The sequence below is a fragment of the Blastococcus sp. SYSU DS0616 genome, from assembly GCF_054051015.1.
In genome coordinates, this window is the sequence record NZ_JBJHAJ010000025.1 from 35,209 (window position 1) to 62,044 (window position 26,836).

At 74.1% G+C, this 26,836-nt stretch carries 25 protein-coding genes; 13 read left to right on the forward strand and 12 right to left on the reverse strand.

Annotated features, from left to right (window positions below; all coding sequences use genetic code 11):
* Window positions 1-14 precede the first annotated feature (14 nt).
* Window positions 15-1,229, reverse strand: a complete 1,215-nt coding sequence (locus ACI79K_RS16765; protein ID WP_456589639.1) for a DUF222 domain-containing protein — start codon at window positions 1,227-1,229, stop codon at window positions 15-17.
* A 279-nt stretch (window positions 1,230-1,508) separates the two neighbouring features.
* Here ACI79K_RS16765 and ACI79K_RS16770 point away from each other — a divergent pair, with 279 nt between their 5' ends.
* The 4 genes from ACI79K_RS16770 (at window position 1,509) to pgm (ending at window position 5,042) form a co-directional block, all read left to right on the forward strand.
* Window positions 1,509-1,931, forward strand: coding sequence for a DUF4190 domain-containing protein (locus tag ACI79K_RS16770; protein ID WP_456600258.1), 423 nt, complete (start codon window positions 1,509-1,511; stop codon window positions 1,929-1,931).
* A gap of 99 nt (window positions 1,932-2,030) precedes the next feature.
* Window positions 2,031-2,885: a helix-turn-helix domain-containing protein gene (locus ACI79K_RS16775; RefSeq protein ID WP_456600259.1), complete on the forward strand. Its 855-nt coding sequence runs from the start codon at window positions 2,031-2,033 to the stop codon at window positions 2,883-2,885.
* Window positions 2,882-3,310: a VOC family protein gene (locus ACI79K_RS16780; RefSeq protein WP_456600260.1), complete on the forward strand. Its 429-nt coding sequence runs from the start codon at window positions 2,882-2,884 to the stop codon at window positions 3,308-3,310. The genes ACI79K_RS16775 and ACI79K_RS16780 overlap by 4 nt, the downstream gene beginning before the upstream one ends.
* A 97-nt stretch (window positions 3,311-3,407) precedes the next feature.
* Window positions 3,408-5,042, forward strand: a complete 1,635-nt coding sequence (gene pgm, locus ACI79K_RS16785) for a phosphoglucomutase (alpha-D-glucose-1,6-bisphosphate-dependent) (RefSeq protein ID WP_456600261.1) — start codon at window positions 3,408-3,410, stop codon at window positions 5,040-5,042.
* A 14-nt stretch (window positions 5,043-5,056) separates the two neighbouring features.
* On the opposite strand, the gene ACI79K_RS16790 is transcribed toward pgm, so the two are convergent.
* From ACI79K_RS16790 to ACI79K_RS16815, 6 genes are all read right to left on the reverse strand, one after another.
* Window positions 5,057-5,623 (reverse strand): hypothetical protein, encoded by a 567-nt coding sequence (locus ACI79K_RS16790; protein WP_456600262.1) that lies wholly within the window; start codon window positions 5,621-5,623, stop codon window positions 5,057-5,059.
* Window positions 5,624-5,633: 10 nt separating this feature from the next.
* Window positions 5,634-5,978, reverse strand: a complete 345-nt coding sequence (locus ACI79K_RS16795) for a PadR family transcriptional regulator (protein WP_456595970.1) — start codon at window positions 5,976-5,978, stop codon at window positions 5,634-5,636.
* Between the two features lie 118 nt (window positions 5,979-6,096).
* Window positions 6,097-7,614 carry a glycerol kinase GlpK gene (gene glpK, locus ACI79K_RS16800; RefSeq protein WP_456600263.1) on the reverse strand — a complete coding sequence of 506 codons (1,518 nt, stop codon included), beginning with the start codon at window positions 7,612-7,614 and terminating at the stop codon, window positions 6,097-6,099.
* 26 nt (window positions 7,615-7,640) lie between these two features.
* A complete protein-coding gene (locus ACI79K_RS16805) occupies window positions 7,641-8,378 on the reverse strand; it encodes an MIP/aquaporin family protein (RefSeq protein ID WP_456589647.1) in 738 nt (245 codons plus the stop codon).
* A gap of 155 nt (window positions 8,379-8,533) precedes the next feature.
* Window positions 8,534-10,036: a glycerol kinase GlpK gene (gene glpK / locus ACI79K_RS16810; RefSeq protein ID WP_456589648.1), complete on the reverse strand. Its 1,503-nt coding sequence runs from the start codon at window positions 10,034-10,036 to the stop codon at window positions 8,534-8,536.
* Complete coding sequence (locus ACI79K_RS16815) at window positions 10,029-10,757, reverse strand: IclR family transcriptional regulator (protein WP_456589649.1); 729 nt, start codon at window positions 10,755-10,757, stop codon at window positions 10,029-10,031. Before ACI79K_RS16815 ends, glpK (ACI79K_RS16810) begins: the two co-directional genes overlap by 8 nt.
* Before the next feature lie 228 nt (window positions 10,758-10,985).
* Between ACI79K_RS16815 and ACI79K_RS16820 the strand changes: the two genes are divergently transcribed.
* Complete coding sequence (locus ACI79K_RS16820) at window positions 10,986-12,713, forward strand: glycerol-3-phosphate dehydrogenase/oxidase (RefSeq protein WP_456600264.1); 1,728 nt, start codon at window positions 10,986-10,988, stop codon at window positions 12,711-12,713.
* Window positions 12,714-12,749: 36 nt separating this feature from the next.
* On the opposite strand, the gene ACI79K_RS16825 is transcribed toward ACI79K_RS16820, so the two are convergent.
* Entirely contained in the window at window positions 12,750-13,655 is a 906-nt protein-coding gene (locus ACI79K_RS16825) for a GGDEF domain-containing protein (protein ID WP_456600265.1), read from the reverse strand.
* A gap of 156 nt (window positions 13,656-13,811) precedes the next feature.
* On the opposite strand from ACI79K_RS16825, the gene ACI79K_RS16830 reads away from it, so the two are divergent.
* A complete protein-coding gene (locus ACI79K_RS16830; protein ID WP_456595964.1) occupies window positions 13,812-14,747 on the forward strand; it encodes a hydroxymethylglutaryl-CoA lyase in 936 nt (311 codons plus the stop codon).
* Window positions 14,747-15,262, forward strand: a complete 516-nt coding sequence (locus tag ACI79K_RS16835) for a flavin reductase family protein (protein ID WP_456589653.1) — start codon at window positions 14,747-14,749, stop codon at window positions 15,260-15,262. The genes ACI79K_RS16830 and ACI79K_RS16835 overlap by 1 nt, the downstream gene beginning before the upstream one ends.
* A 50-nt stretch (window positions 15,263-15,312) precedes the next feature.
* On the opposite strand, the gene ACI79K_RS16840 is transcribed toward ACI79K_RS16835, so the two are convergent.
* Window positions 15,313-15,744 carry a hypothetical protein gene (locus tag ACI79K_RS16840; protein WP_456600266.1) on the reverse strand — a complete coding sequence of 144 codons (432 nt, stop codon included), beginning with the start codon at window positions 15,742-15,744 and terminating at the stop codon, window positions 15,313-15,315.
* Entirely contained in the window at window positions 15,737-16,099 is a 363-nt protein-coding gene (locus ACI79K_RS16845; protein ID WP_456595961.1) for a hypothetical protein, read from the reverse strand. Before ACI79K_RS16845 ends, ACI79K_RS16840 begins: the two co-directional genes overlap by 8 nt.
* Before the next feature lie 179 nt (window positions 16,100-16,278).
* On the opposite strand from ACI79K_RS16845, the gene ACI79K_RS16850 reads away from it, so the two are divergent.
* The 6 genes from ACI79K_RS16850 to ngg all read left to right on the forward strand — a co-directional run bounded on the left by ACI79K_RS16850 (window position 16,279) and on the right by ngg (window position 23,797).
* Window positions 16,279-17,235 carry a siderophore ABC transporter substrate-binding protein gene (locus tag ACI79K_RS16850; RefSeq protein ID WP_456589656.1) on the forward strand — a complete coding sequence of 319 codons (957 nt, stop codon included), beginning with the start codon at window positions 16,279-16,281 and terminating at the stop codon, window positions 17,233-17,235.
* Between the two features lie 10 nt (window positions 17,236-17,245).
* The gene (locus ACI79K_RS16855) at window positions 17,246-18,238 is read left to right on the forward strand and encodes an ABC transporter permease (protein WP_456589657.1); all 993 of its coding nucleotides are present in this window, start codon (window positions 17,246-17,248) and stop codon (window positions 18,236-18,238) included.
* Window positions 18,235-19,230 (forward strand): iron chelate uptake ABC transporter family permease subunit, encoded by a 996-nt coding sequence (locus ACI79K_RS16860; RefSeq protein WP_456595958.1) that lies wholly within the window; start codon window positions 18,235-18,237, stop codon window positions 19,228-19,230. Before ACI79K_RS16855 ends, ACI79K_RS16860 begins: the two co-directional genes overlap by 4 nt.
* Before the next feature lie 13 nt (window positions 19,231-19,243).
* On the forward strand, window positions 19,244-20,002 hold the full coding sequence (locus ACI79K_RS16865) for an iron ABC transporter ATP-binding protein (protein WP_456589659.1): 759 nt from the start codon (window positions 19,244-19,246) through the stop codon (window positions 20,000-20,002).
* 238 nt (window positions 20,003-20,240) lie between these two features.
* Window positions 20,241-22,025, forward strand: a complete 1,785-nt coding sequence (locus ACI79K_RS16870; RefSeq protein WP_456590143.1) for an N-acetylglutaminylglutamine amidotransferase — start codon at window positions 20,241-20,243, stop codon at window positions 22,023-22,025.
* A gap of 11 nt (window positions 22,026-22,036) precedes the next feature.
* Window positions 22,037-23,797, forward strand: a complete 1,761-nt coding sequence (gene ngg / locus ACI79K_RS16875; RefSeq protein ID WP_456590144.1) for an N-acetylglutaminylglutamine synthetase — start codon at window positions 22,037-22,039, stop codon at window positions 23,795-23,797.
* A gap of 14 nt (window positions 23,798-23,811) precedes the next feature.
* On the opposite strand, the gene ACI79K_RS16880 is transcribed toward ngg, so the two are convergent.
* Window positions 23,812-24,954, reverse strand: a complete 1,143-nt coding sequence (locus tag ACI79K_RS16880) for an ATP-grasp domain-containing protein (protein WP_456600267.1) — start codon at window positions 24,952-24,954, stop codon at window positions 23,812-23,814.
* An 82-nt stretch (window positions 24,955-25,036) separates the two neighbouring features.
* Window positions 25,037-26,635 carry a murein biosynthesis integral membrane protein MurJ gene (gene murJ / locus ACI79K_RS16885; protein WP_456600268.1) on the reverse strand — a complete coding sequence of 533 codons (1,599 nt, stop codon included), beginning with the start codon at window positions 26,633-26,635 and terminating at the stop codon, window positions 25,037-25,039.
* Between the last annotated feature and the right edge of the window lie 201 nt (window positions 26,636-26,836).

Sequence of the window (26,836 nt, forward strand, 5' to 3'; positions counted from 1 at the left end):
CGTCGCCGCAGCGGTCACGGGCCGGCGCGGCTCAGGATCTCCGTGCCGTCGGGCCGGTAGGTGCGCCAGCGGCCGGTGCCGGGATCTCGTCGAATCGTGAACCCGCCCTCGTGGCAGGACGTGTGGTGCCGCTCGCAGAGCAGGGCGCCGTTGTCGCAGCTCGTCGGCCCGCCGTGTGCCCAGTGCACGACGTGGTGGACGTCGCACCACTCCGGCGGTGCATCGCAGCCGGCGAAGACGCAGTGCGCGTCGCGAACCTCGATGGCCCGGCGGATCGCCGCGGATGAAGTCCGCTGCGCTCGGCCGACGTCCAGGGGCAGCCCGTCCGGGCCGGTGATGACGCGGGCGATACTGGCGTCGCAGGCCAGCCGGCGTGCCGTCTCGGGGTTGATGGGACCGGACCAGCCCAAGGAACCACCAGCGACACCGGGAGCGCCGCGCGCGGCGCACAGGGCGAACCAGTCGATCGTCACGCGCACGTGTGGCCGCTCCCCGCGGACGTCGGGGAGCGAGCCGCCGTCGAGAGCCCCGCGAGCCAGCGCGACCAGCGCGTCGGCCTGCCGCTCGGCGTGGGACCGGAGGTCACCGGCAGGGCGGTCGCCGTTCATGAGAGCGGCGAGCGCGGTGTGCAGGTACTCGCCGCCGACGGCATCGAGGTCACCGCGCAGGTGCACCCGGCCGTCGAGCCCGGACGCCATGGTGAACCGGCGGCGCACGTCGGCGGCGTCGTCCAAGGTCCCGTCGGGGTCCACTCCGGCGACCCACTCCTTCACGCCCCGCGCGGTCTCGTGCGGGGCTGTGGCCCGGGCCAGGTCGGCCAGGATGCCGTCGGTCTCGCCGAGGTCGATACCGATCTCGGCGGCCTTGGCGATCCGGCCGGGCGTCATGGCCTTCGTGATGACCCGAGCGTGCGCGGCACTGATCGCCCCGGCGGCGAAGGCCGCCGCTGTTTCCGGGAGCTGCTCGAGCCGCCGGCCGGTGGAGACCGTCGCGGTGGCCTGCTCGGGCGCCATGCGGCAGCTGCCCCGCAGCCAGGCCTTCATGGAGACGGCGCCGTCACGGCGGTAGGCCTCCCGGCGGTCGGCCGCACGGACCGCCGTGGTCAGCGCGGCCGCCATGCGGTTCGTCGCGGCCACCAGGCTGCCGACGAGGTCGAGCAGACCGTCGTCGGAGAACTCGGCGAGATCGGTGGCGGCCAGCTCGTCGAGGGCGGACAGCAGCTCGGACACCGTGCCCTCCTCCCGGTCCGCGACCTCGTCGTTGCACCCAGGCTAGGCCGCGGGTACGACAGAAAAGGCCAGTTCAGCGGCCGTATCGCGTCCTTGATGTGCACGGGCGCGGCGCTCGCCCGGCGACGACATGGCGGTGGCACGCCTCGCCCGTCCCTGCCTCATCGGGGTGGCCTGGACCGCGCGCCGCGTCGGCACCACCGCCGCGGCGCGTCAGGATGACGCCGACGCCTCGGGACCGGAGCCCCCGGCCGGCGCGCAGCCACCAGGAGTGAGTCGATGACGTACCCAGGTCCGCACCAGCCGGGCGCCGGCGACCCGTACGGCGCCCCCGGCCCCGCCACCTGGGGACAGGCGCAGGCCCCCTACGGCGGCTACCCCCAGGCCGGCGTTTACCAGGGCCCGCCGCCACCGCACGGCCCCGGCTACCCGCCCTACAGTCCGCCGTACGGCTATCCCTACGCGCTGCCCCAGCGCACCAACGGCATGGCCATCGCCTCGATGGTGCTGGGGATCCTCTGGCTGTACTGGATCGGCAGCATCCTGGCACTGGTCTTCGGCTACACGGCCAAGCGGCAGATCCAGGAGCGCGGCGAGGCCGGTGGCGGCATGGCGACGGCCGGCATCGTGCTCGGCTGGATCGGGGTCGGGTTCTTCGCCCTGTTCGTCCTCTTCGGGATCGCCTCCACCGCCGGCTACTGAGGCCGCCTCGGCGCCCCGGACCGCCGCCCTGCGCGGGTTCGGCCTGCCGGTGTCCGCAACGCCCTGGAGCCGCGCCCTCGTCGCTGCGATGCTGGTCGGGTGCGGCAGGAGTCGGTGGTGCACCGCCCGCACCCGGCGCTGCGCCGGTACGTCGCGGCGGCCCTGGGCTACCGGCACGAGGGGTTCCCGCCCGGCGAGCACCTGGGCCTGCCCTCCCCCTGGCTGACCGTCGTCCTCACCCTGGACGACCCGCTGGAGATGGCCGCCCACCCCGACCCCGCCCAGTCCCCCGGCCGGTTCGACGCGCTCGTCGGCGGCCTGCACACCCGTCCGGCGCGGATCGTGCACCCCGGTCGGCAGGCCGGCATCCAGCTCTCGCTCACGCCGCTGGGGGCGCGCGCCCTGCTGGGCCTGCCCGCCGGCGAGCTGGCGTCGCTGGACGTGTCGCTGACCGACCTGCTGGGCCCGGCCGGCACCGAGCTGGTGGACGGGCTGCGGACCGCCGCGGGGTGGCCCGCACGGTTCGCCGTGCTGGACGCGGCGCTGCTGCGCCGACTCCGGGACGTCGACGGCGTCCCGGCGGAGGTCGCGGAGGCCTGGCGGCTGACGACGGCGGCCGGGGGGCGGCTGCGGGTGTCCCAGCTGGCCGCCCGGGTCGGCTGGTCCACCCGGCACCTCGAGCAGCGGTTCCGCGCCGAGACGGGGCTGGGACCCAAGGAGGCAGCCCGGGTCGTGCGCTTCGACCGGGCCCGCCGTGCGCTCGCGGGGCGAGTCTCCCGCGGCCTGCCGCCCGATCTCGCCGGGCTCGCCGTCGCCGCCGGCTTCAGCGACCAGGCGCACCTGACCCGGGAGTGGCGGGCCTTCTCCGGGCTGCCGCCCACCCGCTGGGTGGCGGCGGAGTTCGGATACGTTCAAGACACCGCCGCGCTCGCCACGGCACTGTCGTCGCCATGACGACGACGCAGCAGACCGACCAGCAGCAGACGGCGCCGGCCCCCGTGGTGTGGCCGGCCTTCCGGGCCCGGGACGCCCGCGGGCTCATCCGCTTCCTCGTGGACGTCCTCGGCTTCGAGGAGACCGTGGTGTACGGCGAGGGCGACCGGGTCGACCACGCCCAGCTCGACTGGCCCGAGGGCGGCGGGGTCATGCTCGGCTCCGTCCGGGACGACGGCGGCCAGTGGCCGGTGGAGGCGACCGGCTGCTACGTGGTCACCGCCGATCCGGACGCCGTGCACGCGCGGGCTGTCGCCGCCGGGGCGGAGATCGTGCGGGCCCCCTACACCACTGACTACGGCTCCCGGGACGTCACCATCCGCGACCCCGAGGGCAACGTCTGGCAGTTCGGCACCTACCGCGGCGAGCCGCGCCGGTCGAGCTGACCGGGGCAGGAACCGCGCACCGGCCCGGGTCGGAGCACCGGCCCGGGCCGGCGCGCACATCTCGCGCGGACCCGTCGCGCAGGCCAAGATCAACCACATGAGCGACGCCCGCGCCGGACAGCCCGCCCAGCCCGCCGACCTGATCGACGTCGCCTCGCTGGTCAGCGCGTACTACACCGTCGAGCCGGACCCGGCCGAGCCGACGCAGCAGGTCGCGTTCGGCACCTCGGGCCACCGCGGCTCGGCGTTCGACGCGGCGTTCAACGAGGCGCACATCCTCGCCACGACGCAGGCCATCTGCGAGTACCGCGCCGAGCAGGGGTACGACGGGCCGCTCTTCCTCGGCCGGGACACCCACGCGCTCTCCGAGCCGGCCTGGGCGACGGCGCTGGAGGTCCTGGTGGCCAACGACGTCACCGTCCTGGTCGACGCCGGCGAGCGCTACACCCCCACCCCGGCGATCAGCCACGCGATCCTGCGGGCCAACCAGGGGAAGCGCACCGGGCTCGCGGACGGCATCGTCGTCACCCCGTCGCACAACCCGCCGCGCGACGGCGGCTTCAAGTACAACCCGCCCTCCGGTGGGCCCGCCGACACCGACGCCACGGGGTGGATCGCCGGGCGGGCCAACGACCTCCTGCGGGCCGGGCTCTCCGGCGTCCGCCGGGTACCGGTGGAGCAGGCGCGCGGGACGGCGCAGGCCTACGACTTCCTGGGCACCTACGTCGACGACCTACCGCAGGTCATCGACCTCGACGCGATCCGCGACGCGGGCGTGCGCATCGGCGCCGACCCCCTCGGCGGTGCCAGCGTCGACTACTGGGCGGCCATCGCCGAGCGCCACCGGCTCGACCTCACCGTGGTCAACCCGCTGGTCGACCCGACGTGGCGGTTCATGACGCTGGACTGGGACGGCAAGATCCGGATGGACTGCTCCTCCCCCGCGGCGATGGCCTCGCTGGTCGACCGCCGGAACGAGTTCCAGATCGCCACCGGCAACGACGCCGACGCCGACCGGCACGGCATCGTCACCCCCGACGCCGGGCTGATGAACCCCAACCACTTCCTCGCCGTCGCGATCGCCTACCTGCTCAGCCACCGGCCCGGGTGGGCCAAGGACGTCGCCGTCGGCAAGACGCTGGTGTCCAGCTCGCTGATCGACCGGGTCGTCGCCGACCTGGACCGAAAGCTGGTCGAGGTCCCGGTCGGCTTCAAGTGGTTCGTGCCGGGGCTGCTGGACGGGTCGGTCGGCTTCGGTGGCGAGGAGTCCGCCGGCGCCTCGTTCCTGCGCCGGGACGGCGGTGTCTGGACGACGGACAAGGACGGCCTCCTGCTCGCGCTGCTGGCCGCCGAGATCCAGGCCGTGACGGGCCGGTCCCCCTCGAAGCTGCACAAGCAGCTCACCGACCACTTCGGCGAGTCCGCCTACGCCCGGATCGACGCGCCGGCGACCCGCGCGGAGAAGGCGGCGCTGGGCAAGCTCTCCCCCGAGGACGTCGCCGCCACCGAGCTGGCCGGGGAGCCGATCACCGCGAAGCTCACCCGCGCCCCCGGCAACGACGCCCCGATCGGCGGGCTGAAGGTGACCACGGAGAACGCCTGGTTCGCCGCCCGCCCCTCGGGGACCGAGGACGTCTACAAGATCTACGCCGAGTCCTTCCGCGGGCCGGAGCACCTCGCGCAGGTGCAGGAGGAGGCGCGCGCCGTCGTCGCCACCGCGCTCGGCAGCTGACGCCTCCGCCGCGGTCAGCGGGCGAGCAACCCGCCCACGGCCATGGCGGCGAGCATCAGGAACGGGAGGCCGAACAGGACGACGCCCGCCCACCGCGGGAGCGGCACCATCTCGGCACCGGTCCGCGGGTCGACGACCTTGTCCCCGGAGGCGTCGTGCCGGACGGTGCGGACGATCCGGGCGACGCAGGCGGCGAGCACGAGCGCGGCGACCACGCACACGGCCCACGCGGGCAGGTCGAGCACGGAGGTCTCCCCGGCACCGAGGGCCCACAGGGAGTCGGCGAGGAGGAAGCAGGCCAGCCCGATGGACGCCACCGTTCCCAGGTCCCGCCAGGTCAGCCCCCGCAGCGTGTCCCGCCAGCCGCGGCTGGGGGCGGCCCCGAGCACGTCGGCGACCCGGTCGGCGTACTCCGCGGCCGGGCCGAACGCCTCCCGCGGGTGCTCCCCGGTCTCGGCGACGTGGCTCTGCACCTCCGCGAGCACCTCGCCGATCCGGGCACCGGGGACGTCGCGCATCCGCAGGCGCAGCAGGAGGGCGTCGTGCCAGGCCTGCTCGCTGCTGTTCAGGACCTTCCCCATGGTGGGCTCCTCAGGCGGGGACGGACGGGGACGAGAGCAGGCCGGCGGCCCGCTCGGTGAACGTGCGCCACTGGTCGGCGCGCTCGCGCAGCGCCTGCTCGCCGGCGGTGGTCAGGGTGAAGAATTTTCGGCCCGGCCCGCCGTCGCCGGCCTCCCAGGACGAGGAGACCAGCCCCTCGGTCTCCAGCCGGGTCAGGATCGGGTACAGCGTGCCGCCCTTCACCGAACCGAGGCCGGCCTCGGCCAGCCGGGCGGCGATCGCGTAGCCGTACGTCGGGCCGTCGGCCACCACGCGGAGCACGCACAGCGAGAGCACGCCGCGCATCCACTCCCCGGGCCAGCGGTCCTCCGTCACGTGCTACACAGTACGACCGACTAGTCAGGCGCACAACCTACTGAGAGGCCCGTCCCCCTCGGCCCCGTCCGGAGGCTCGCCCCGAGCCTGCGAGGGGTGAGGAGGACGGGGTCCTTCTTCAGCTGACGTCCTCGTCGACCCAGTCCAGCGACTTGGTCACCGCCTTCTGCCAGTTGCGGTAGTTGCGCTCCCGCTCCTCGGCAGGCATCTGCGGCTCCCAGCGCTTGTCCTCGGCCCACTTGGCGGTCAGCTCGTCGAGGTCGGACCAGAAGCCGACGGCCAGGCCGGCGGCGTAGGCGGCGCCCAGCGCGGTGGTCTCGGCGATCTTCGGCCGGATCACCGGGACGTCGAGCAGGTCGGCCTGGAACTGCATGAGCAGCTCGTTGCCGACCATGCCGCCGTCGACCCGCAGCTCGGTCAGGTCGACGCCGGAGTCGGCGTTCATCGCGTCCAGCACCTCGCGGGTCTGGTAGGCGGTCGCCTCCAGCACGGCCCGGGCCAGGTGCCCCTTGTTGACGTACCGGGTGAGCCCGACGACGGCGCCGCGGGCGTCGGCGCGCCAGTGCGGCGCGAACAGCCCGGAGAACGCCGGGACGAAGTACGCCCCGCCGTTGTCGTCGACCGAGCGGGCCAGGTCCTCGATCTCCGGGGCGCTCTTGATCATGCCCAGGTTGTCCCTGATCCACTGCACCAGCGAGCCGGTCACGGCGATCGACCCCTCCAGGGCGTACACCGGCTTGGCGTCGCCGAGCTGGTAGCACAGCGTGGTGAGCAGGCCGTTCTCCGAGGGGACGGCCTCCTCCCCGGTGTTGAGCAGCATGAAGTTGCCGGTGCCGTAGGTGTTCTTGGCCATCCCGCGCTCGAAGCAGACCTGGCCGAAGGTCGCCGCCTGCTGGTCGCCGAGCGAGCCGGCGATCGGCACGCCGCCCAGGAAGCCGGCCTTGCGGCCCCTGCCGTACTCCTCGGAGTTGGAGCGGATCTCCGGGAGCATGGACGTCGGGATGCCCATCTCCTCGGCGATGGACTCGTCCCAGGCGAGCGTCCGGTAGTCCATGAGCATCGTGCGCGAGGCGTTGGAGACGTCCGTGAGGTGCTGGCCGCCGTCGGCCCCGCCGGTCATGTTCCAGATCAGCCAGGAGTCGATGGTGCCCATCAGCAGCTCGCCGCGCTCGGCCCGCTCCCGGGCGCCGTCGACGTTGTCGAGGATCCAGCGCACCTTCGGGCCGGCGAAGTAGGTGGCCAGCGGCAGCCCGACCTTGTCCTTGTACCGGTCGGCGCCGCCGCCGAGCGCGCCGAGCTCGTCGATGATCTTCGTCGTGCGGGTGTCCTGCCAGACGATGGCGTTGTAGACCGGCTGCCCGGTCGCCCGGTCCCAGACGACGGCGGTCTCGCGCTGGTTGGTGATCCCGATGGCGACGATGTCGGAGGCGCCCGCGTCGCTGCGCGCTATCGCCTGCCCGACCACCTCGCGGGTGTTCCGCCAGATCTCCAGCGCGTCGTGCTCGACCCACCCGGCCCGCGGGAAGATCTGCTGGTGCTCCTTCTGCCCGACCGACACCACCGCGCCGTCGTGGTCGAAGATCATGCAGCGGGTGCTGGTGGTGCCCTGGTCGATGGCTACGACGTACTGCGGCATGGGGAGTTCCTCTCGATCGGAAGTGGTCAGAGCGGGACGTGCGACAGGCCGCCGGCGAGGACGGCACCGAGGAGCGGGCCGACGATCGGGACCCAGGCGTACCCCCAGTTGCTGTCCCCCTTGCCCCGGATCGGCAGGACGGCGTGGGCGATGCGGGGCCCGAGGTCGCGGGCGGGGTTGATGGCGTAGCCGGTGGGGCCGCCGAGGGAGGCGCCGATGCCGACGACCAGCAGGGCGACGGCCAGCGGGCCGAGCTGGGTGGGCGTGTCCCCGAACCGCAGGATGATGTAGACCAGCACGAACGTGCCCACCATCTCGCTGATCACGTTGTCCTTGACCGTGCCGGTGGCCGGCCCGGTCGCGAAGGTGCCCAGCTGGGTGCCGGCGGCCTCGGGGTCGTTGTAGTGCCCGTAGTACGCCAGGTAGGCCACGACCGCGCCGAGGAAGGCCCCGACCAGCTGCCCGGCGAAGTAGGTGAACGTGGTGGCGACGGTGACGGGGACGCCGATGGCGTACGTGTCGGTCCCGCTGACCAGCAGGCCGACGGTGACGGCCGGGTTGATGTGGGCACCGGAGCTCGCTCCGGCGAAGACGCCGGCGAAGACGGCGAGCCCCCAGCCGAAGATGATGACGATCCAGCCGCCGCCGTTGCCGAACGTCTTGGGCAGGGCGACGTTGGCGACCACCCCGACGCCGAGCAGCAACAGGATGCCGGTGCCGAGTACTTCACTCCCGAAGACGGTCCAGAGACCGAGGGTGTCCACGTGTAGGCGCTCCTCGAGGCGGGCCCGCCGTACAGCGGACCGTGGATGTCGGGGACGCGGCGGTGGTCACCACCGCCGAGCCCGTTCTGCGGACCGTAGGAGGGCTCCTGTGACCTGGACAACAGTCGCGGTTCGACATCATCGGACGGTGACGATCACGGCGCGCCCCACGCGATGCTGAGCTGCACCGCGCGCTCCCAGCGCGGGTACTCCGCGGTCAGCGCCTGCGCCCGCCCGGGCGACGGCGTCCACTGCGCCGCGCGGTGCCAGTTGCGGCGCAGCGCGGCGACGTCGGACCAGACCCCGACCGCCAGACCCGCGGCGTACGCGGCACCGAGCGACACGGTCTCCCCGACCATCGGGCGCACCACCGGGGTGTCCAGCACGTCGGCGATGAACTGCATCAGCAGGTTGTTGGTGGTCATCCCGCCGTCCACCCGCAGCGCCGGCAGCGACAGCCCCGAGTCGGCCGCCATCGCCTGGATCACGTCCCGGGTCTGCCAGCCGGTGGCCTCCAGCACCGCCCGGGCCAGGTGCCCCTTGGTGACGTAGGAGGTCAGCCCGGCCACCAGCCCGCGGGCCTCGCCCCGCCAGTGCGGGGCCAGCAGGCCGGAGAACGCGGGGACGACGTAGCAGCCGCCGTTGTCCTCCACCGTGCGGGCCAGCGTCTCGACCTCCGGCGCGGTGCCGATCAGCCCGAGCCCGTCGCGCAGCCACTGCACCAGCGCGCCGGCGACGGCCACCGATCCCTCCAGCGCGTACCGGGGCGGCTCCCCGGCCAGCTGGTACGCCACCGTGCTGATCGAGCCCGAGCGCGTGCGCACCAGTTCCGTGCCGGTGTTCTGCAGCAGGAAGCTCCCGGTGCCGTAGGTGCACTTGGCCTCCCCCGGCGCGAAGCACGCCTGCCCGAACAGCGCCGCCTGCTGGTCGCCGAGCGCCCCGGCGATGGGCAACGGCTGCGCGAGCGCGGTCGCCGGGCCGAGCACGCCGACCGAGGGCCGGATCTCCGGGAGCATCGGGGCGGGGATGCCGAAGAAGTCCAGCAGGTCCGGGTCCCAGCGGCAGGCGCGGACGTCCATCAGCAGGGTGCGGCTGGCATTGGTCACGTCGGTGACGTGCAGGCCACCGTCCGGCCCGCCGGTGAGGTTCCAGATGAGCCAGGTCTCCATCGTCCCGAACAGCAGCTCCCCGCGCTCCGCCCGTTCCCGGGCGCGGGGCACGTGCTCGAGGATCCAGCGCAGCCGCGGCCCGGAGAAGTAGCCGGCGATCGCCATGCCGCTGCGCTCGGGCACCAGCGGTGCCTCCGGGCGCGCGCCGAGCTCGGCGACCAGGTCCGCCGTCCGGGTGTCCTGCCAGACCAGGGCCCGCAGCACGGGCCGGCCGGTGGCCCGGTCCCAGACGACGGTGGTCTCCCGCTGGTTGGCGATGCCGAGGGCGACCACGGTGCCCGCACCACCGACGTCGGCCAGCACCTGGTCGGCGGTCCACCGGGTGTTCGCCCAGATCTCCATCGGGTCGTGCTCGACCCATCCCGGGCGGGGGAAGTACTGCCGGTGCTCCCGCTGCCGGACGGCGACCATGCGCCCACCGCGGTCGAAGACCAGGGAGCGGGTCGACGTCGTCCCCTGGTCCACGGCGAGGACGTACCGGTCAGGCACCGCCGTACCCCAGCTCCCGGGAGACGGCGGTGGCCGCATCGGTGACCATGCCGAGGAGCAGGCTCCGGGGCGCGCCACGGCCGTCGAACAACGAGGTCACGGGGCCGTTCACGCCCAGCGCGGCCACGACCGGCCCGCCGGGCCCCCGGACGGGGGCGGCGATGCACCCGCGGCCGGGCTCGTGCTCCCCCCGGTCGGCCGCCCAGCCGCGGGTCCGCACCTCGGCCAGCCCGGCGGCGCGGTTCCCGGTGGCGGTCCGCGCCGGCCGGGGCTCGAGCGCGTGCGCCAGGAGGACCTTGCCCAGTCCCGTCGTCCGCGCGGGCAGCGCGACCCCCACCTCGAGCACCTGGGCCGAGTCGTCGGGCCGGAAGACGTGGTGGACGACGACCACCTCGTCCTCGCCGGCGAGCGTGGCCAGCCGCACCGTGTGCCCGCTGCGGGCGGCGAGTGCGTCGGCCCAGTTCGATGCGCGCGCGCGGAGCTCGTTGACGTCCAGGGAACTCCCCAGCCGCAGCAGGCCCGGGCCGATGCTGTACCGGCCGGTCGCCCGGTCCTGCGCCACGAACCCCACGTGCAGCAACGTGCGCAGCAGGCCGTGGGTGGTGGTCTTGGCCAGCCCGACGGTCTCGGCGATCTCGGTGACCCCGAGTGCGTTCCGCGCCCCGGCGATCACCTGCAGGATCGCCGCGGCCCGCTCGATGGACTGCACGGTGCCCGGCATGGCGCCCGACGGTAGGGCATCCGGGACGCTGTCGTTCCCTCTTCCGGTGCGACGATGTAGGACGCCGCACGTCGACGGGCGTCCGGGGTCGACCTACCGTGGCCGGTAGCCGGGGGTGGCGGAGGACGCCTGCCCGCGGCGGAGAGCAGTGACACGGAGGTGCACCGGTGCCCGGGCACCTCCCAGCGCGTTCCCGTCCGGTGGGCGGGCATCCCCCGGGGAGTGCAGATGACGGCAGTACGCCCGCTCGGGCCGGAGCAGCGCGCCCAGGCCTGGGCCGAGCTCGCGGAGGAGGGCTTCGAGGTCCTCGTCGTCGGCGGCGGGGTGACCGGGGCCGGGGTGGCGCTGGACGCCGCCACCCGCGGTCTGCGCACGGCCCTGGTCGAGGCCCGCGACTTCGCCAGCGGCACCTCCTCCCGCTCCTCGAAGCTGTTCCACGGGGGTCTGCGCTACCTGGAACAGCTCGACTTCGGCCTGGTCCGGGAGGCGCTGCACGAGCGTGACCTGTCGGTCAACCGGCTCGCCCCGCACCTGGTCCGGCCGGTGCCCTTCCTGTACCCGCTGACCCACCACTGGGAGCGGCCCTACGTCGCGGCGGGGCTGACCCTCTACGACGGGCTGGCCCGGCTCGGCGCGCTCGCCGACCCGATGCCGGCGCAGAAGCACCTCACCCGCACCGGCGCCCGGCGGCTGTTCCCGGCGCTCAAGCCGGACTACCTCGTCGGCGCCATCCGCTACTTCGACGCCCAGGCCGACGACGCCCGGCACACGCTCACCGTGGCCCGCACCGCGGCGGCGTACGGGGCCACCGTGCTGACTTCCGCCGAGGTGGTCTCCTTCGCCCACGCCGGCGGCCGGGTCGTGGGGGCCCGGGTGCGGGACGTGGAGACCGGCCGGGAGGTCGACGTCAGGAGCGAGGTGGTGGTCAACGCCACCGGTGTGTGGACCGACGACATCCAGACGCTGGTCGGCGGGCGCGGGCGGTTCCACGTGCGGGCCAGCAAGGGCGTGCACGTGGTCGTCCCCCGCGACCGGATCAACGGGGAGACCGGGCTGATCCTGCGCACGGAGAAGTCGGTGCTCTTCGTCATCCCCTGGGGCAGCCACTGGATCATCGGGACGACCGACACCGACTGGGCGCTGGACAAGGCGCACCCGGCGGCCAGCAAGGCCGACATCGACTACATCCTCGAGCGGGTCAACGAGGTGCTGGCGGTGCCGATCACCAACGACGACATCACCGGCGTCTACGCCGGCCTGCGCCCGTTGCTGTCCGGCGAGAGCGAGTCGACCAGCCAGCTCTCCCGCGAGCACGCCGTCGCCCGCCCGATGCCCGGCGTGATCGCCGTGGCCGGCGGCAAGTACACGACGTACCGCCCGATGGCCGCGGACGCGGTGGACGCCGTGGCCGTGGACGTGAGCCGCACCGTGCCCCCGAGCGTCACGGAGAACATCCCCCTGGTGGGCGCCGAGGGGTACGCGGCGATGCTGAACTCCCTCGACGGCCTCTCCCGGCGGTGGGACATCCCCCGGTTCCGCGCCGAGCACCTGCTGAAGCGGTTCGGGTCCCTGACCCCCGACGTCCTCGCGCTGGCCGAGGGGCGACCCGAGCTGCTGGACCCGGTGCCCGGGGCCGAGGAGTACCTCATGGTCGAGATGGTGTGGGCGGCCGCGCACGAGGCGGCGCTGCACCTGGACGACCTGCTGGCCCGCCGGACGCGCATCTCCATCGAGACCGCCCACCGCGGCGTGGTGTGCGCCGAGCCGGTCGCCCGCGCGGTCGCCGACGTGCTGGGCTGGGACGAGCAGCGGATCGCCAACGAGGTGGCCAGCTACACCGCACGGGTGGAGGCCGAGCGCCGCTCGCAGACCGAACTGGGCGACCAGGAGGCCGACGCTGCCCGGGTGGCCGCGCCGGACACCCGCGCCATCGCGGTGGGCCGCGCCCTGGGCTGACCGCAGCCCGCCGCGGCCCTGCTCCGCGGACGCGGGTCAGCGGCGGCGGCCGGCCCGGCGGCGGCGGGCCTTGTCGGCGTACATGTCGTCGTCGGCGGCCCGCACGACCCGCTCGTAGACCTCTTCCGGCTCCTCGCCGCCCCTGGCCGTGCCGATGCCGATGCTGATCCCCACGGGCACCCGGGTGCCGTCGAGGTCGAGCGGCTCGGTGACCGTGGTGCGCAGCCGGTCGGCCAGGGCCTCGGCGTCGCGGCGCTCGGTGTTCTCGCAGACGATGCTGAACTCGTCCCCGCCCAGGCGGGCCGCGGTGTCGCTGGCCCGCAGGACCGAGCGGAGCCGGTCGGCGAAGGAGACGAGGACCAGGTCACCCATCGGGTGGCCGAGCTCGTCGTTGATCGCCTTGAAGCCGTCGAGGTCGATGATCAGCACGCAGGTGGGGGTCTTCTCGCGACGGCCCCGGTCGAGCGCGTGCCGCAGCCGGTCCTGGAAGAGCAGCCGGTTGGGCAGGCCGGTGAGGGGGTCGTGCAGCGAGCGGTGCACCAGCTGCGCCTCGAGCGCCTTGCGCTCGGTGATGTCTTCCACGATCAGCACCAGGTGCGCCGCCTGCCCGTCGGGCGTCTCGGGCACCCAGGACGCGGTGATCTGCACCGGGATGTGCGAGCCGTCGACCCGGGTGAGCCGGGTCTCGTGCCGCATCGGTCGGCCGGGCTCGGCGGTGAGGACGCCGTGCGCCTCCTGGGCAGCCGCGACGGCGTCGGGGTGGACCAGGTCCATCACCGAGCGCCCGTGCAGCTCCTCGGCGGAGCGGCCGACCATCTCCGCGAGCGCGGGGTTGACGTCGACGAGGAGGCCGCCAGGGGTCGTCAAGGCGATCCCCATCGGCGCGTTGGCGAAGACACTCCGCCGATCCGCCGGGGGCAGCGCGTCCGCCACCTCGCCCACTGCACACCTCCAGTGCCACCTCCATCTTGCGCGACGAGGACGACGGTTCGCTGGCCGGGCCGCCTGTCGCCGTTCCGAGACGCCTGATCGGGGGAACGACAGGGCGGAGGGGGAGGATGCGGGGGGAGCAACGTTGCCGGTGCCGAGGAGACGCAGATGAACGAGTTCGACCTGGTCCTGCCCAGCTCGGTCGACGTCCGCGAGGTGGGCATGCGCGACGGGCTGCAGCTGGAGGCACCCGTGCCGCTGGCCGGCAAGCTGGCGATGCTGGAGGCGCTGGTCGCCACCGGCGTCCGCCGGATCGAGGCGACGTCGTTCGTGTCCCCGAAGGCCGTGCCCGCGCTCGCCGACGCCGATCAGGTCGCCGCCGAGCTGGCGCGGTGGCCGGAGGTGCACTGGTCGGCCCTGGTCGCCAACCCGCGCGGTGCCGTCCGGGCGGTGGACGCCGGCGTCGCCGACCTCGAGTACGTCGTCTCGGCCTCCGACGGCCACAGCCGCGCCAACGCCGGCCGCGGCACCGCCGAGGCCGTCGCCGCGGTGGGCGAGATCGCCGCGCTGGCCCATGGCGCCGGTGGCTCGCTCGAGGTCATCATCGCCACCGCCTGGGACTGCCCGTTCGACGGCCGCACCCCGGTGGCCCGCACCGTCGACGTCGCCCGCGCCGCCGTCACCGCCGGCGCCGACCAGCTCTGCCTCGGTGACACCATCGGGACGACGACGCCGCTGCGGGTGGTCACCCTCCTCGACGCGGTCCGCCGGGCCTGCCCGGGCGTCCCCGTCGGCGTGCACTTCCACGACACCCGGGGTACCGGCCAGGCCAACGCGCTGGCCGCCGTGCAGGCCGGGGTCACCCAGCTGGACGCGTCGGTCGGCGGGCTGGGCGGCTGCCCGTTCGCCCCGGGCGCCAGCGGCAACATCGCGACCGAGGAGCTGGTCTACATGCTGGAGGAGTCCGGGGTGCGCACCGGCCTGGACCTCGACGCGCTGCTGGACGCTGCCCGGGTCACCGAGCAGGCCGTGGGCCACGAGCTGCCGAGCTCGCTGTACCGCGCCGGCGGCCGGTCGGTCCCGCGCTCCGGCGGAGCCCGCTGATGCCGGCCGACGCGGTCTCCGAGCCGCCGCGGATCGTCGATCCCCGGGTGATGCGGGACGTGCTCGGGCACTTCGCCTCCGGGGTCACCGTGGTCACCGCGGACACCCCCGACGGGCCGATCGGCTTCACCTGCCAGTCGTTCAGCTCGCTGTCACTGGACCCGCCGCTCGTTGCCCTCGCCCCGGCCCGCACCTCGCGCACCTGGGCCCGGCTGCGGGAGATCGGCCGGTTCTGCGTGAACGTGCTGGCCGAGGGGCAGGACGCCGTCTCGCAGAACTTCGCCCGGTCCAGCGCCGACAAGTTCGCCGGGGTCCCGTGGACGCCCAGCCCGCAGGGCTCGCCGGTGCTCGACGACGTCGTGGCCTGGATCGACGGGGAGCTGTGGGCCGAGTACGACGGCGGCGACCACACGATCGCCGTCGCCCGGGTGCTCGACCTGGGTGCGGCGCCCGACCGCCGTCCGCTGCTCTTCCACCGTGGCGCCTACGGCCTGCTGCGCAGCGGCGGGGACTGACCGCGGTTCCCCGGGCCGGCTCGGCGGTGACCTCCGAGCCGGCCCGCCGGTCACCGGGCCGGCCGTCGGCGCCGCGCCAGCAGCGCCAGCCCGAGGACGGGCAGCACGAGCGGCACGTAGCCGTAGCCCCGGCCGTAGCCGGACCACACCGTCTCGTCGGGGAAGGCCGCTGGGTCGGCCACCGACAGGGTGCCCACGACCAGGACGCCGATCAGCTCGACGACGATGGCGGCCAGCGCGGTTCGTCGGCCGCGCCCCCCGCGGGCGAGGCCCACGGTGGCCACCACGTAGACCGCCGCCGCGAACGCCGACAGCAGGTATGCCAGGGGAGCCTCGTCGAACCGGGTGGCCAGCTGCACCCCCGCGCGGGCCCCGGCCGCGAGGGCGAAGATCCCGTAGACCAGCACCAGCACGCGCGCCGGTCCGGCGGTGGTCCCCGTCGCGGTCGGCTCCGCGGGGCGGCCGAGCCCGCGCTCACGCACCGGTCGCCTCCCACAGCTGCAGCAGGCGCCAGAGCATGACGGCGACGGCGGCCGCCGCGACCGCCAGGACGGTGCCCGCCCAGCGGGTGCGCTCCGCCTGTGCCCACAGCACGCCGGCGACGGGGATGAGCAGCACGCCGAACAGGTAGCCCAGGAACGTCGGGGTGTCGGCGGGCGTGCCGTCCTCCATCCGCGCGAACGCGAGCACGGCCTGCACCACGAGCAGCGCCTCCAGCAGGCCCGCCCCGGCCAGGTGCAGGACGCCGATCCGCCGGCCGGCGGCGCTGGAAGCGAGTCCCAGCACGACCACGACCACGGCGACGACGGTGGCGGCGACGACGAGGACGGGCGTCACCGCAGCCCTCCGCGGGAGAGATCGGGTGCCGGCACGGGGTTCATCCTCCCGCCGGGCCGTCCGTCCCCCGGGATCGGGGGCCCGTGTGCCCCCCCCCGCTGGTGACCATCCGGGACCGGTATGACACCTTAGGCCCGCCTAACTAAGGCGTGCCTGACCTTTGTCGTGATCGGAGACCCATGCGTACCAGCGCCCGGCCGCTCGCCGCCCTCGCCCTGCCCCTCTCCGCCGTCCTGGCGCTGTCGGCCTGCGGCGGCGACGACACCGAGGCCGAGACCGCGTCGACCGGGGGCTCCGCCGAGGTCACGGTCACCCACGCGCAGGGCGAGACCACCGTGCCGGTCGACCCCGAGACGGTCGTGGTGTTCGACCTGGGCAGCCTGGCCACGCTGGACAGCCTCGGCGTCGAGGTCGACGGCGTGCCGGAGGCCGCCTACCCCGAGTCCCTGAGCCAGTACGGGGGCGACGAGTACGCGAAGGTCGGCTCGCTGTTCGAGCCCGACTACGAGGCCGTCAACGCCCTCGGGCCCGACCTGATCATCGTCGGTGGCCGGTCGGCCGCGGTGTACCCCGAGCTCGAGCAGATCGCTCCGACCATCGATCTCAGCGTGGACAACACGAACTTCCTGGAGTCCTTCACCGAGCGCACCACCGCCCTCGCCGAGGTCTTCGGCGAGGAGGACGCGGTGGCCGAGCGCCTCGAGGCGCTCGACGCGCGGACGGCCGAGGTCGCCGAGGCGGCCGAGGGCGCGGGCACGGGCCTGATCGTCCTCACCACCGCCGGCGAGGTCAGCGCCTACGGCCCCGGCTCGCGGTTCGGGGGGCTGATCCACGACGTCCTGGGCGTGGCCCCGGCCGACGAGAACGTCAGCGACGCCACCCACGGTGACGCGATCTCCTTCGAGTTCATCGCCGAGACCAACCCGGACATCCTCTACGTCATCGACCGGGACGCCGCCATCGGCGAGGCCGGCGAGGCGGCCGAGCAGGTGCTGGACAACGACCTGGTCCGCAGCACGACGGCGTGGCAGGACGACGCCGTCTACTACCTCGACTCGACCGACTGGTACCTCACGCCGAACGGGCTGCCGTCGGTGGAGGCGATGGTCGAGGAGATCGCGGCCAGCGTCGAGTGACGCGACGAGCATGACCGGCACGCTCTCTCCGCGCGGCGTGCAACGGTGGCACATCGCGGTGGCGCTCCTGCTGCTGGCCGCCGCCTCGTTCGGCTCGCTGTTCATCGGGGTCAGCGACCTCACGCCGCTGGACCTCCTCGACCCCGACGAGGCGCAGGCGCGGGTGTTCCTCACCAGCCGGGTGCCCCGGCTGCTGGCGATCCTGCTGGCCGGCTCGGCGACGGCGGTGGCGGGCCTGGTGATGATGTCGCTGACCCGCAACCGGTTCGTCTCGCCGCAGACCGCCGGCACCACCGAGTGGGTGGGGCTGGGGCTGGTCGTCGCCACGCTGTGGTTCGGCGGCGCCTCGCTGCTCGGCAAGATGACGATCGCGACGGTGTTCTCGCTGGCCGGCACCTTCTTCTTCGTCTGGCTGCTGCGCCGCATGGTGCTCACCGACATCCTCGTGGTGCCGCTCGTCGGCATCCTGCTCGGTGGCGTGGTCAGCGCCGCCGCGGCCTTCCTCGCGTACCGGTTCGACCTGCTGCAGTCCATCGACGCCTGGATGAACGGCGACTTCTCCGGCGTGCTGTCGGGCCGCTACGAGCTGCTGTACCTGGTGCTGGCCGCGACCGTGGTGGCCTACCTCTTCGCCGACCGGTTCTCCGCGGCCGGCATGGGCGAGAGCTTCGCGATCAACCTGGGCGTCTCGTACACGAAGGTGGTCACGACCGGGCTGGCCATCGCCTCGGTGGTGACCGCCATCGTGGTGGTGACCGTGGGCAACATCCCGTTCCTGGGCCTCGTCGTCCCCAACATCGTCACGCTGGCGATGGGGGACAACCTGCGCCGCGTGCTGCCGGTGACGGCCCTGACGGGAGCGGCCTTCGTGCTGGTCTGCGACGTCCTCGGCCGGATCATCCGCTACCCCTACGAGGTCCCCGTCGGCATGGTCGGCGGGGTCATCGGCGGGGTGCTGTTCATCGCGCTGCTGCTGCGGGCGCGCAGCCGGGGGGTCTCGTGAGCGTCCTGGACCGCACCGGGTCACCGACCGCGGCGCAGCAGGCGACCCGCCGGCGTCGCACGCTGGTCGTGCTGGCGGTGCTCGCCGTCGTCGCCGTCGCCGCCTTCCTGACCGTCGGGGTGAGCGGGTCCTGGAGCTTCGCGCTGCAGATGCGCGGCCGGCGGGTCGCGGCGATGGTCGTGGTCGGGGTGGCGATCGCGGTGTCGACCGTGCTGTTCCAGACGGTCGCGAACAACCGGATCCTCACCCCCGAGATCATGGGGTTCGACCGGCTCTTCGTGCTGATCCAGACCCTCGGCGTCTTCCTGCTCGGCGCCTCGACGGTCACCTCGACCGACCCGCGGCTGCGGTTCCTGGTCGAGGTCGTCGTGCTGGTCGCCTTCGGCGCGGGCCTCTACCGCCTCCTGTTCGGGCGCACCGCGCGCGACGTGTACGTCCTGGTGCTGCTCGGCGTGGTGCTCGGCGGCCTCTTCCTCAGCCTCACGCTGCTGGTCTCCCGGCTCATCGACCCCAACGAGTTCCTCACGCTGCAGGACCTGATGTTCGCCAGCTTCAACTCCGTCGACGTGCGGCTGCTGACGCTGTCGGCCGTGGTCGTCGGGCTGGTCACGGTCGCGGTGTGGCGGCTGCTCCCCCGGCTGGACGTCGTCGCGCTCGGCCGTGACACCGCGATCGGCCTGGGCGTCGAGCACCGGCGGGTGGTCAACCGGGCGCTGCTGGCGGTGGCGGTGCTCGTGGGCGTCGCCACGGCGCTCGTCGGCCCGGTGACGTTCCTGGGGCTGCTCGTGGCGAACCTCGCCCGCCAGCTGCTGGGCACCCACCGGCACGCCTGGGTGCTGCCCGGGGCGGCGCTGCTCGCGGTGCTCGCCCTGGTGGGCGGCCAGCTGGTGCTCGAGCGGGTGTTCGGTTTCAACTCGGCGCTGAGCATCGTCATCAACTTCGTGGGCGGGATCGTCTTCATCGCCCTCCTCGTCCGGGAGCCCCGTCAGTGAGGGAGCACGGCCAGTGATCGAGATCGAGAGCGTCTGCAAGTCCTACGGCGGCACCCGTGTGGTCGACGACGTCTCGCTGACCGTCCCCGCCGGCGGCATCACCTCGCTGATCGGCGCCAACGGCGCGGGCAAGTCGACGCTGCTGTCGGTCGCGGCGCGGCTGCTGCCCCCCGACAGCGGCCGGGTGCTCGTCGACGGCATGGACGTCGCCCGGACGCCGGGCCCGGTGCTGGCCCGCCGGCTGGCGGTGCTGCGCCAGGAGAACTCGATGACCGTGCGGCTGACCGTCCGCGAGCTCGTCGCCTTCGGCCGCTTCCCGCACTCGGGTGGGCGGCTGACCGCCGAGGACCGCGCACGCATCGACGAGGCGCTGGACTGGTTCGAGCTCGGCCCGTTGGCCGATCGGCACCTGGACCAGCTCTCCGGTGGGCAGCGCCAGCGCGCGTACGTCGCGATGGTGATGTGCCAGGGCACCGACTACGTGCTGCTCGACGAGCCGCTGAACAACCTGGACATGCGGCACGCCGTCCAGATGATGCGGATGCTCCGGGGCATGGCCGACGAGCTGGGCCGCACCGTCGTCCTCGTGGTGCACGACGTGAACGTCGCCTCGGCCTACTCCGATCGCATCGTCGCGATGCGCGACGGCCACCTCGTCGCCGCCGGGCCCACCGCCGAGCTGATGACCCCGGAGCTGCTGCGGAAGGTGTTCGACGTCGAGGTGGACGTCCACGACCTCGGTGGGCGGCGGGTCGCGGTCCCGTGGAGTTGAGCCCACCGTCGCCGGGATCGCCGCCCCGCTGTTGATCAGGTGACCTGATCGTCCGGGGTCCTGGCTCACGGTGGACGGTGAGCCAGGACCCCGTCAGGTGAGCCAGGATGCGGCGGTCGGGACGGCGGCTCCTGCTTCGTCGTTCCACGTGGAACCGCGCGTGAGGTGCGCCACGACCGCCCCGCCCGGGGGAGTCTCGACGAGCGGATTTCCGCCGAGAGGGGTTAGATCATCTTGCATGTGCGGCCTCAGTGGCGAGATCACGTTCGACGGTTCGATGGCCGACACGACAGCGGTCACCCGCATGGTCGAGTCCCTGGTCCCCCGCGGTCCGGACGGCCAGGGCTTCTGGAGCAACGGGCGGATCACCTTCGGGCACCGCCGGCTCTCGGTCATCGACCTCACCACCTGCGGGTCCCAGCCGATGGTCGACAACGAGCTGGGCCTGACCGCGGTCTTCAACGGCTGCATCTACGACTACCAGGAGCTGCGGGCCGAGCTCGAGGGCCACGGCTACCGGTTCTTCTCGCACAGCGACACCGAGGTGATCCTCAAGGGCTACCACCACTGGGGCACCGACGTCGTCTCGCACCTGCACGGCATGTTCGCCTTCGTCATCGCCGAGCGGGACACCGGCCGGGTGGTCATGGCGCGCGACCGGCTGGGCATCAAGCCCCTGTACCTCTCCGAGACGCCGGGCAAGCGGCTGCGGTTCGCCTCGACCCTCCCGGCCCTGCTGCGCGCCGGTGAGGTCGACACCTCCGTCGACCCGGTCGCCCTGCACCACTACCTGACCTGGCACGCCGTGGTCCCCGCGCCCCGGACGATCCTCAACGGCGTGCGCAAGCTGCCGCCGGCCACCGTCCGGGTCATCGAGCCCGACGGCACCAGCCGCGAGCACCGCTACTGGGAGGCCACCTACGAGCGCCGTCCCGAGCACGCGAACTGGTCCGCTCGCGACTGGGAGGACGCGATCGAGGAGGCGCTGCGGGTCGCCGTCCGGCGCCGCCTGGTCGCGGACATCCCGGTCGGCGTGCTGCTCTCCGGCGGGCTGGACTCGAGCCTGATCGTCGGCCTGCTGGCCCAGGAGGGCCAGACCGGGCTGGCCACCTACTCCATCGGCTTCGAGTCCGTCGGTGGCCGCGAGGGCGACGAGTTCCAGTACTCCGACGTCATCGCCGAGCGCTTCGCCACCGACCACCACCGCATCCGCGTCGGCTCCGACGAACTGGCCGGCTCGCTCGGGCACGCCATCGGTGCCATGGCCGAGCCGATGGTCAGCCACGACGTCGTCGCCTTCGACCTCCTCTCGGAACGGGTCAGCCAGTCGATCCGGGTGGTGCAGTCGGGCCAGGGTGCCGACGAGGTCTTCGCCGGTTACCACTGGTACCCGCCGCTGGCCGGCGTGGACCGCGACGAGGCGGTGCGCACCTACGCGAAGGCCTTCTTCGACCGCGACCATGCGCAGATGCGGCACGTGGTCTCCGGCCGGTACGCGCTCGACCAGGACCCGAGCCTGGCCTTCGTGCGCGAGCACATGTCCGCGCCCGGGGCCGAGACGGCCGTCGACGCCGCGCTGCGGCTGGACAGCGAGGTCATGCTCGTCGACGACCCGGTGAAGCGGGTGGACAACATGTCCATGGCCTGGGGCCTGGAGGCCCGGGTGCCGTTCCTCGACCACGACCTCGTGGAGCTCGCGGCCCTCTGCCCGCCGGAGCTGAAGCTGGCCGACGGCGGCAAGGGCATCCTCAAGGCCATCGGACGGCGCATCATCCCGCCGGAGGTCATCGACCGGCCCAAGGGCTACTTCCCCGTGCCCGCGATCACCCACCTGCAGGGCAAGGTGCTGGACCTGGTGCGGGACGCCCTCTCCAGCGATGCGGCCCGGGACCGCGGGCTGTTCCGTCCCGAGTACGTGCGGGAGCTGCTCGCCGACCCGAACGGCGAGCTGACCCCGTTGCGCGGGAACAAGCTCTGGCAGCTGGGCCTGCTGGAGCTGTGGCTGCAGACGCACTCGGTCTGAGGGAGATGACCATGGCACCCCGGCTCGCCGGCCACCGACGCCGGACTGCGGTGGCCAGCACGCCCGCGCTGACCGACCACTCGTGGCGGGAGCCGTCGGAGCACCAGCTGCAGGGCATGCAGTCCGACGTCGTGCTCGACATGGGGTGGGGGCGGCTGGTCTACGGCCAGACCTTCTCCGACCTGGAGGGCATCGTCGACGCGCTGCGCGCCGAGGAGACCGGCGAGCGCGACATCTGCATCTACCCCCGGGACCCGCACGTGCTGGTGGGGCTCGCACCCGACGAGCTGTTCATCGACCCGAGCTACACCTACCGGCTGGACCTGCACCGCTACCGGGCGCGGCACGAGCTGATCCGGGGGGTGTTCGTCCGCACCGCGACCTCGCGCGCGGACATGGACCGGATCAACGAGATCTACGCGCTCAACGGCATGGTCGTGGGCGACGCCGACGTCATGTGGCGCAACCACCGCACGCGCTGCTTCACGTACCTGGTGGCCGAGGACCGGCGGACGGGCGCCATCGTCGGCACGGTCACCGGGGTCGACCACGTCCTGGCCTTCGACGACCCCGAGGGCGGCACCAGCCTGTGGTGCCTGGCCGTGCACAACCAGGACGCCCCGCCCGGGACGGGTGAGGCGCTGGTGCGGGTGCTCGCCGAGCGCTACGTCGGCCGTGGCCGTTCCTACCTCGACCTCTCCGTCATGCACGACAACAGCGGCGCCATCGCGCTCTACCGCAAGCTCGGGTTCACCCGGGTGTCGGCGGTCTGCGTCAAGCGGAAGAACCCGATCAACACGCCGCTGTTCGCCGCCCGGCCCCCCGGCCTGGAGAACCTGAACCCCTACGCGCTGATCATCGCCGAGGAGGCGCTGCGCCGGGGCATCCGGGTGGAGGTCACCGACGCCGAGTGGGGCGAGATGCGGCTGTCGGTCGGTGGCCGGACCGTGCTCACCCGCGAGTCGCTCTCGGAGTTCACCACCGCGGTCGCGATGAGCCGCTGCGACGACAAGCGCGTCACCCGCCGCATCATGGAGCGGGCGGGGGTCCGGGTGGCCCGGGGCGCCCGCGCCACCGCGGAGGACCTGGCGGCCGCCTCCGCCCTGCTGCGCGAGGTGGACGCCGTCGTCGTCAAGCCCGCGCGGGGAGAGCAGGGCAAGGGCATCACCGTCGGGGTCAAGGGGGACGCCGCCCTGCAGCGCGCCGTCCACCACGCGGCCCAGTTCTGCCCCGACGTCCTCGTGGAGGAGCTGGTGCCCGGCCAGGACCTGCGGGTGGTCGTCATCGACCGGGAGGTGGTCGCGGCCGCGGTCCGGCGGCCCGCGGAGATCATCGGCGACGGCCGGAGCACCGTCGCCGACCTGGTCCGCTCCACCAGCCGCCGCCGGGAGCGGGCGACCGGTGGCGAGTCACGGATCCCGCTGGACGACACCACCGTCGAGGTCATCGCCGCGGCCGGCTACGACATGGACGACGTCCCGCGCAACGGCGAGCGGATCCAGGTGCGGCGGACGGCGAACCTGCACACCGGGGGCACGATCGAGGACGTCACCGACCGGCTGCACCCGGAGATCGCCGATGCCGCGGTGCGCGCCGCCACGGCGCTGGACATCCCGGTGACGGGGATCGACTTCCTCGTGCCCGACGTCGGCGGGCCCGACTACGTGTTCATCGAGGCCAACGAACGGCCGGGGCTGGCCAACCACGAGCCCCAGCCGACCGCGGAGCGCTTCGTCGACCTGCTCTTCCCGGAGACCCGCCGCCGCGGCTGACGCCCGGGCCGGGATCAGACCCGGCGCCGCCGCACGCGCTCGGCGGCGAGGGCCAGGGTCGGCCCCGGGTCGCGGACGTCCCAGACGCTGGAGACGGCGCCCGGGAACCAGCGCAGGACCGAGGCGCCGTCGGCGAGCAGTCCACCCCGGCGCTCGGCCGCGGCCCGCCGCAAGTCGCCCGCCGTCCAGAGGTAGCGCACCCCGGCGGTCCCGTCGGGCAGCGGCGGCAGCGGCAGCCCGAGCGCCTGCCGTGCCCAGGCGTCCGGGAGGTTGGGCCCGGCCGCGGTCGACAGGGCCATCGACCCGAAGAACCGGCCGTTGAGGTCGATCAGCCGCAGGCCACCGTCATCGTCGCGCAGGAACTGCAGCTGCACGAGCCCCGACCAGCCCAGCCCGGTCAGCAGCCGGGTCGCACCGGCGGCGAGCTCCTCGTCGACCGGCACGGTGACGGCGCGGCTGGTGACCCCGCTCGGCGTCGGCCACAGCCGCAGCGCGCGTTGCTGGACGCGCCCGTGGAGCCGGCCCTCGTGCAGCAGCCCGACCAGCGCCTCCAGCTCCCCGTCGACGGGTTCCTGCAGCACCGCCTCGAAGCCCGCGTCCTGCAGGAGCCGGACCCGGGGCCGTGCCTGCTCGACATCGGGGTAGCGGCGCGCCTCGATGCGCAGCCGCTGCCGCAGACCCGGCTGCCAGTGGGCGCGGCACTTCACCACGACCGGTCCGGTCCAGCCGGCGAGCGCGGCCGGGGTCGCCAGCTCCGTGCGGGGGGAGGGCAGCCCCGCGTCGGTGGCGCGCTGCGCCAGCTCGGCCTTGTCGAGCGCGGCCAGGGCGACCTCGGCCGGCGGGTGGACGACCACTGCGGGTACCGATCCCGCGCTGACCGCCAGGGCCGCCATCCAGTCATCGCCGCTGCCGAAGACGACGTCGTACCCGCCCCCGGCGACGGCGCGCCGGACCGCCGCCACGAAGTCGTCCATGTGCCCACGCGGGCGGGGTACGTGGTGGGTCCGCCGGCTGGAGCGGGAGGCGGCGACCATGCCACCCGCGTCGGGCGACCCGACGCCGACGTGCCAGCCGGCCCGGTCGAGCGCGCGGACGGCCGCCAGTGCCCCGCGGTCCCGGCTCGACGTGAGCACGAGCGCGCGACCGGCAGAAGGCATCGCGCAACCCTATGAGGTCGGGTCGGGCTGCGGGTGGGCGCACCGTCCCGCTCGCCCGCACGGGGGGAGGTCGGTGGGCGGCTCAGGAGACCGGGCGCCGCAGACGGCGGCGTGCGAGGTCGCGCAGCTCGCCCAGCTCCGGCCCGCGCAGCGCGGCCAGGGCGGCGGCGTAGACGGCGGCCCCGATGAGGCCTCCCGAGACGATCTGACCGGCCGCGGTCAGCGTGTCCGCCGGCTCGCCCGCCCACCCCGCGAGCACGGCCGTGGCGGCGAGCCCCCCGGCGGCTGCCGCCGCGGAGGTGCGCGCGACCGTCCCCACCAGTGCCCGCGGGGTGACAGCGGCGTGCCGGCGCGCGAGGAGGGCCACGGCGAGCGCCGCCGCCAGCAGCAGGGACAGGCTCGTCGACGCCGCCAGGCCCGCGATGCCGAAGGCGACCCCCAGGGTGAGGTCGCCGACGACGTTGACGACCATGGCGGCCACGGCGACGACCGTGGGGGTCCGGCTGTCCCCGACCGCCAGGCTGGCCCGAGCGGTGGTGGACCGGAGCGCGATGCCGAGGACCGCCGCGGCCGAGAAGGCGACGGCGGTGGCCGTCGCCGTCACCGCGGCCTGGTCGAAGTCGCCCCGGCCGTACAGGAACTGGACGACCGGCCGGGCCAGCACGACCAGCGCGGCGACCACGGGGACCAGCAGGGCGACGAGCAGCCGTGACGTGCGGTCCACGAGGGCGCGCAGGTCGGCCCGGCGGTCGGGTGCGCCCACGGCGCTGAACGTCGGGTACAGCGCGGCCACGACCGTCGCGACGAGCAGCGCGTCGACGAGGTGGATCACGCGGAAGCCGAGGCTCAGCGCGGTGATGACGCCCTCCCCCTGCGCCGAGCCGACGGCCCGGTCCACGAGCGTGTTGACGTTGAGGACCGCGCTGCCGACCAGCAGGGGCGGGGTCAGCCGGAGCACCTCGCGGACGTCCGGATCGCGCAGGGCCAGCCGGGGCCGCAGCCGCATGCCGGCGGCGCGGACGGCAGGGAGCTGGACGAGCATGCGGACGGCGGAGCCGACGACGAAGCCGACCGCGAGCGCCTCGATCCCGAAACGCGCGCCAGCCCAGAGCGCCGCGCCGATCATGACGAGGTTGAAGGGGACGCCCTGCAGCCCGGAGGCGAAGAAGCGGCCGTGGGCCTGGCAGGCGGCCGCGAGGATGTCCGTGGCGGCGATGAAGACGGCGGCGATGAGCACGATGCGGGTGAGCTCGACGGTCAGCGCTGCTGTCGCCTCGTCGAAGCCGGGGGCCAGCACCGCGACCACCTGCTCGGCGGCCAGGAACATCAGCACCGAACCGGCGACGAGCACCAGCGTGCCGAGGGTCAGCACCGTGCGCACCGTGCGATCGGCCCGCGGGCCGTCGTCCGCGGCCACCGCACGGGCGACGGGGGGCACCACTGCCCGCGCCAGCGCGCCGGCGACCAGCGCGAGCACCAGGTTCATGACGCCCTGGGCGACGAGGTAGGCGTCGAGCGCCGCGCCGGCACCGAAGACGGCGGCGATGACGGCGTCCCGGACGAACCCGAGGAGCTGGCTGACGGCGGTGAGGGAGATCAGGAGCGTCGCCGCCCGTGCCACTCCCCCGCGCCGGGGCCCGCGCCGGGCGTCCCCGGGTGGGGGTCCCCCGTCACGTGTCACGGGGTCCGATCATGACGGTCGACCGGGCCGGGGCTGCACCGGACCCGCCGCCACCCTCGACCTCATCGGTGATCAGGTGACCTGATCGTCGGGGGGGGGGGGGGGGGGGGGGGGGGGGGGGGGGGGGGCGGGCGGGGGGGGGGGGGGGGGGGGGGGGGCGGGGGGGGGGGGGGGGGGGGGGGGGGGGGGGGGGGGGGGGGG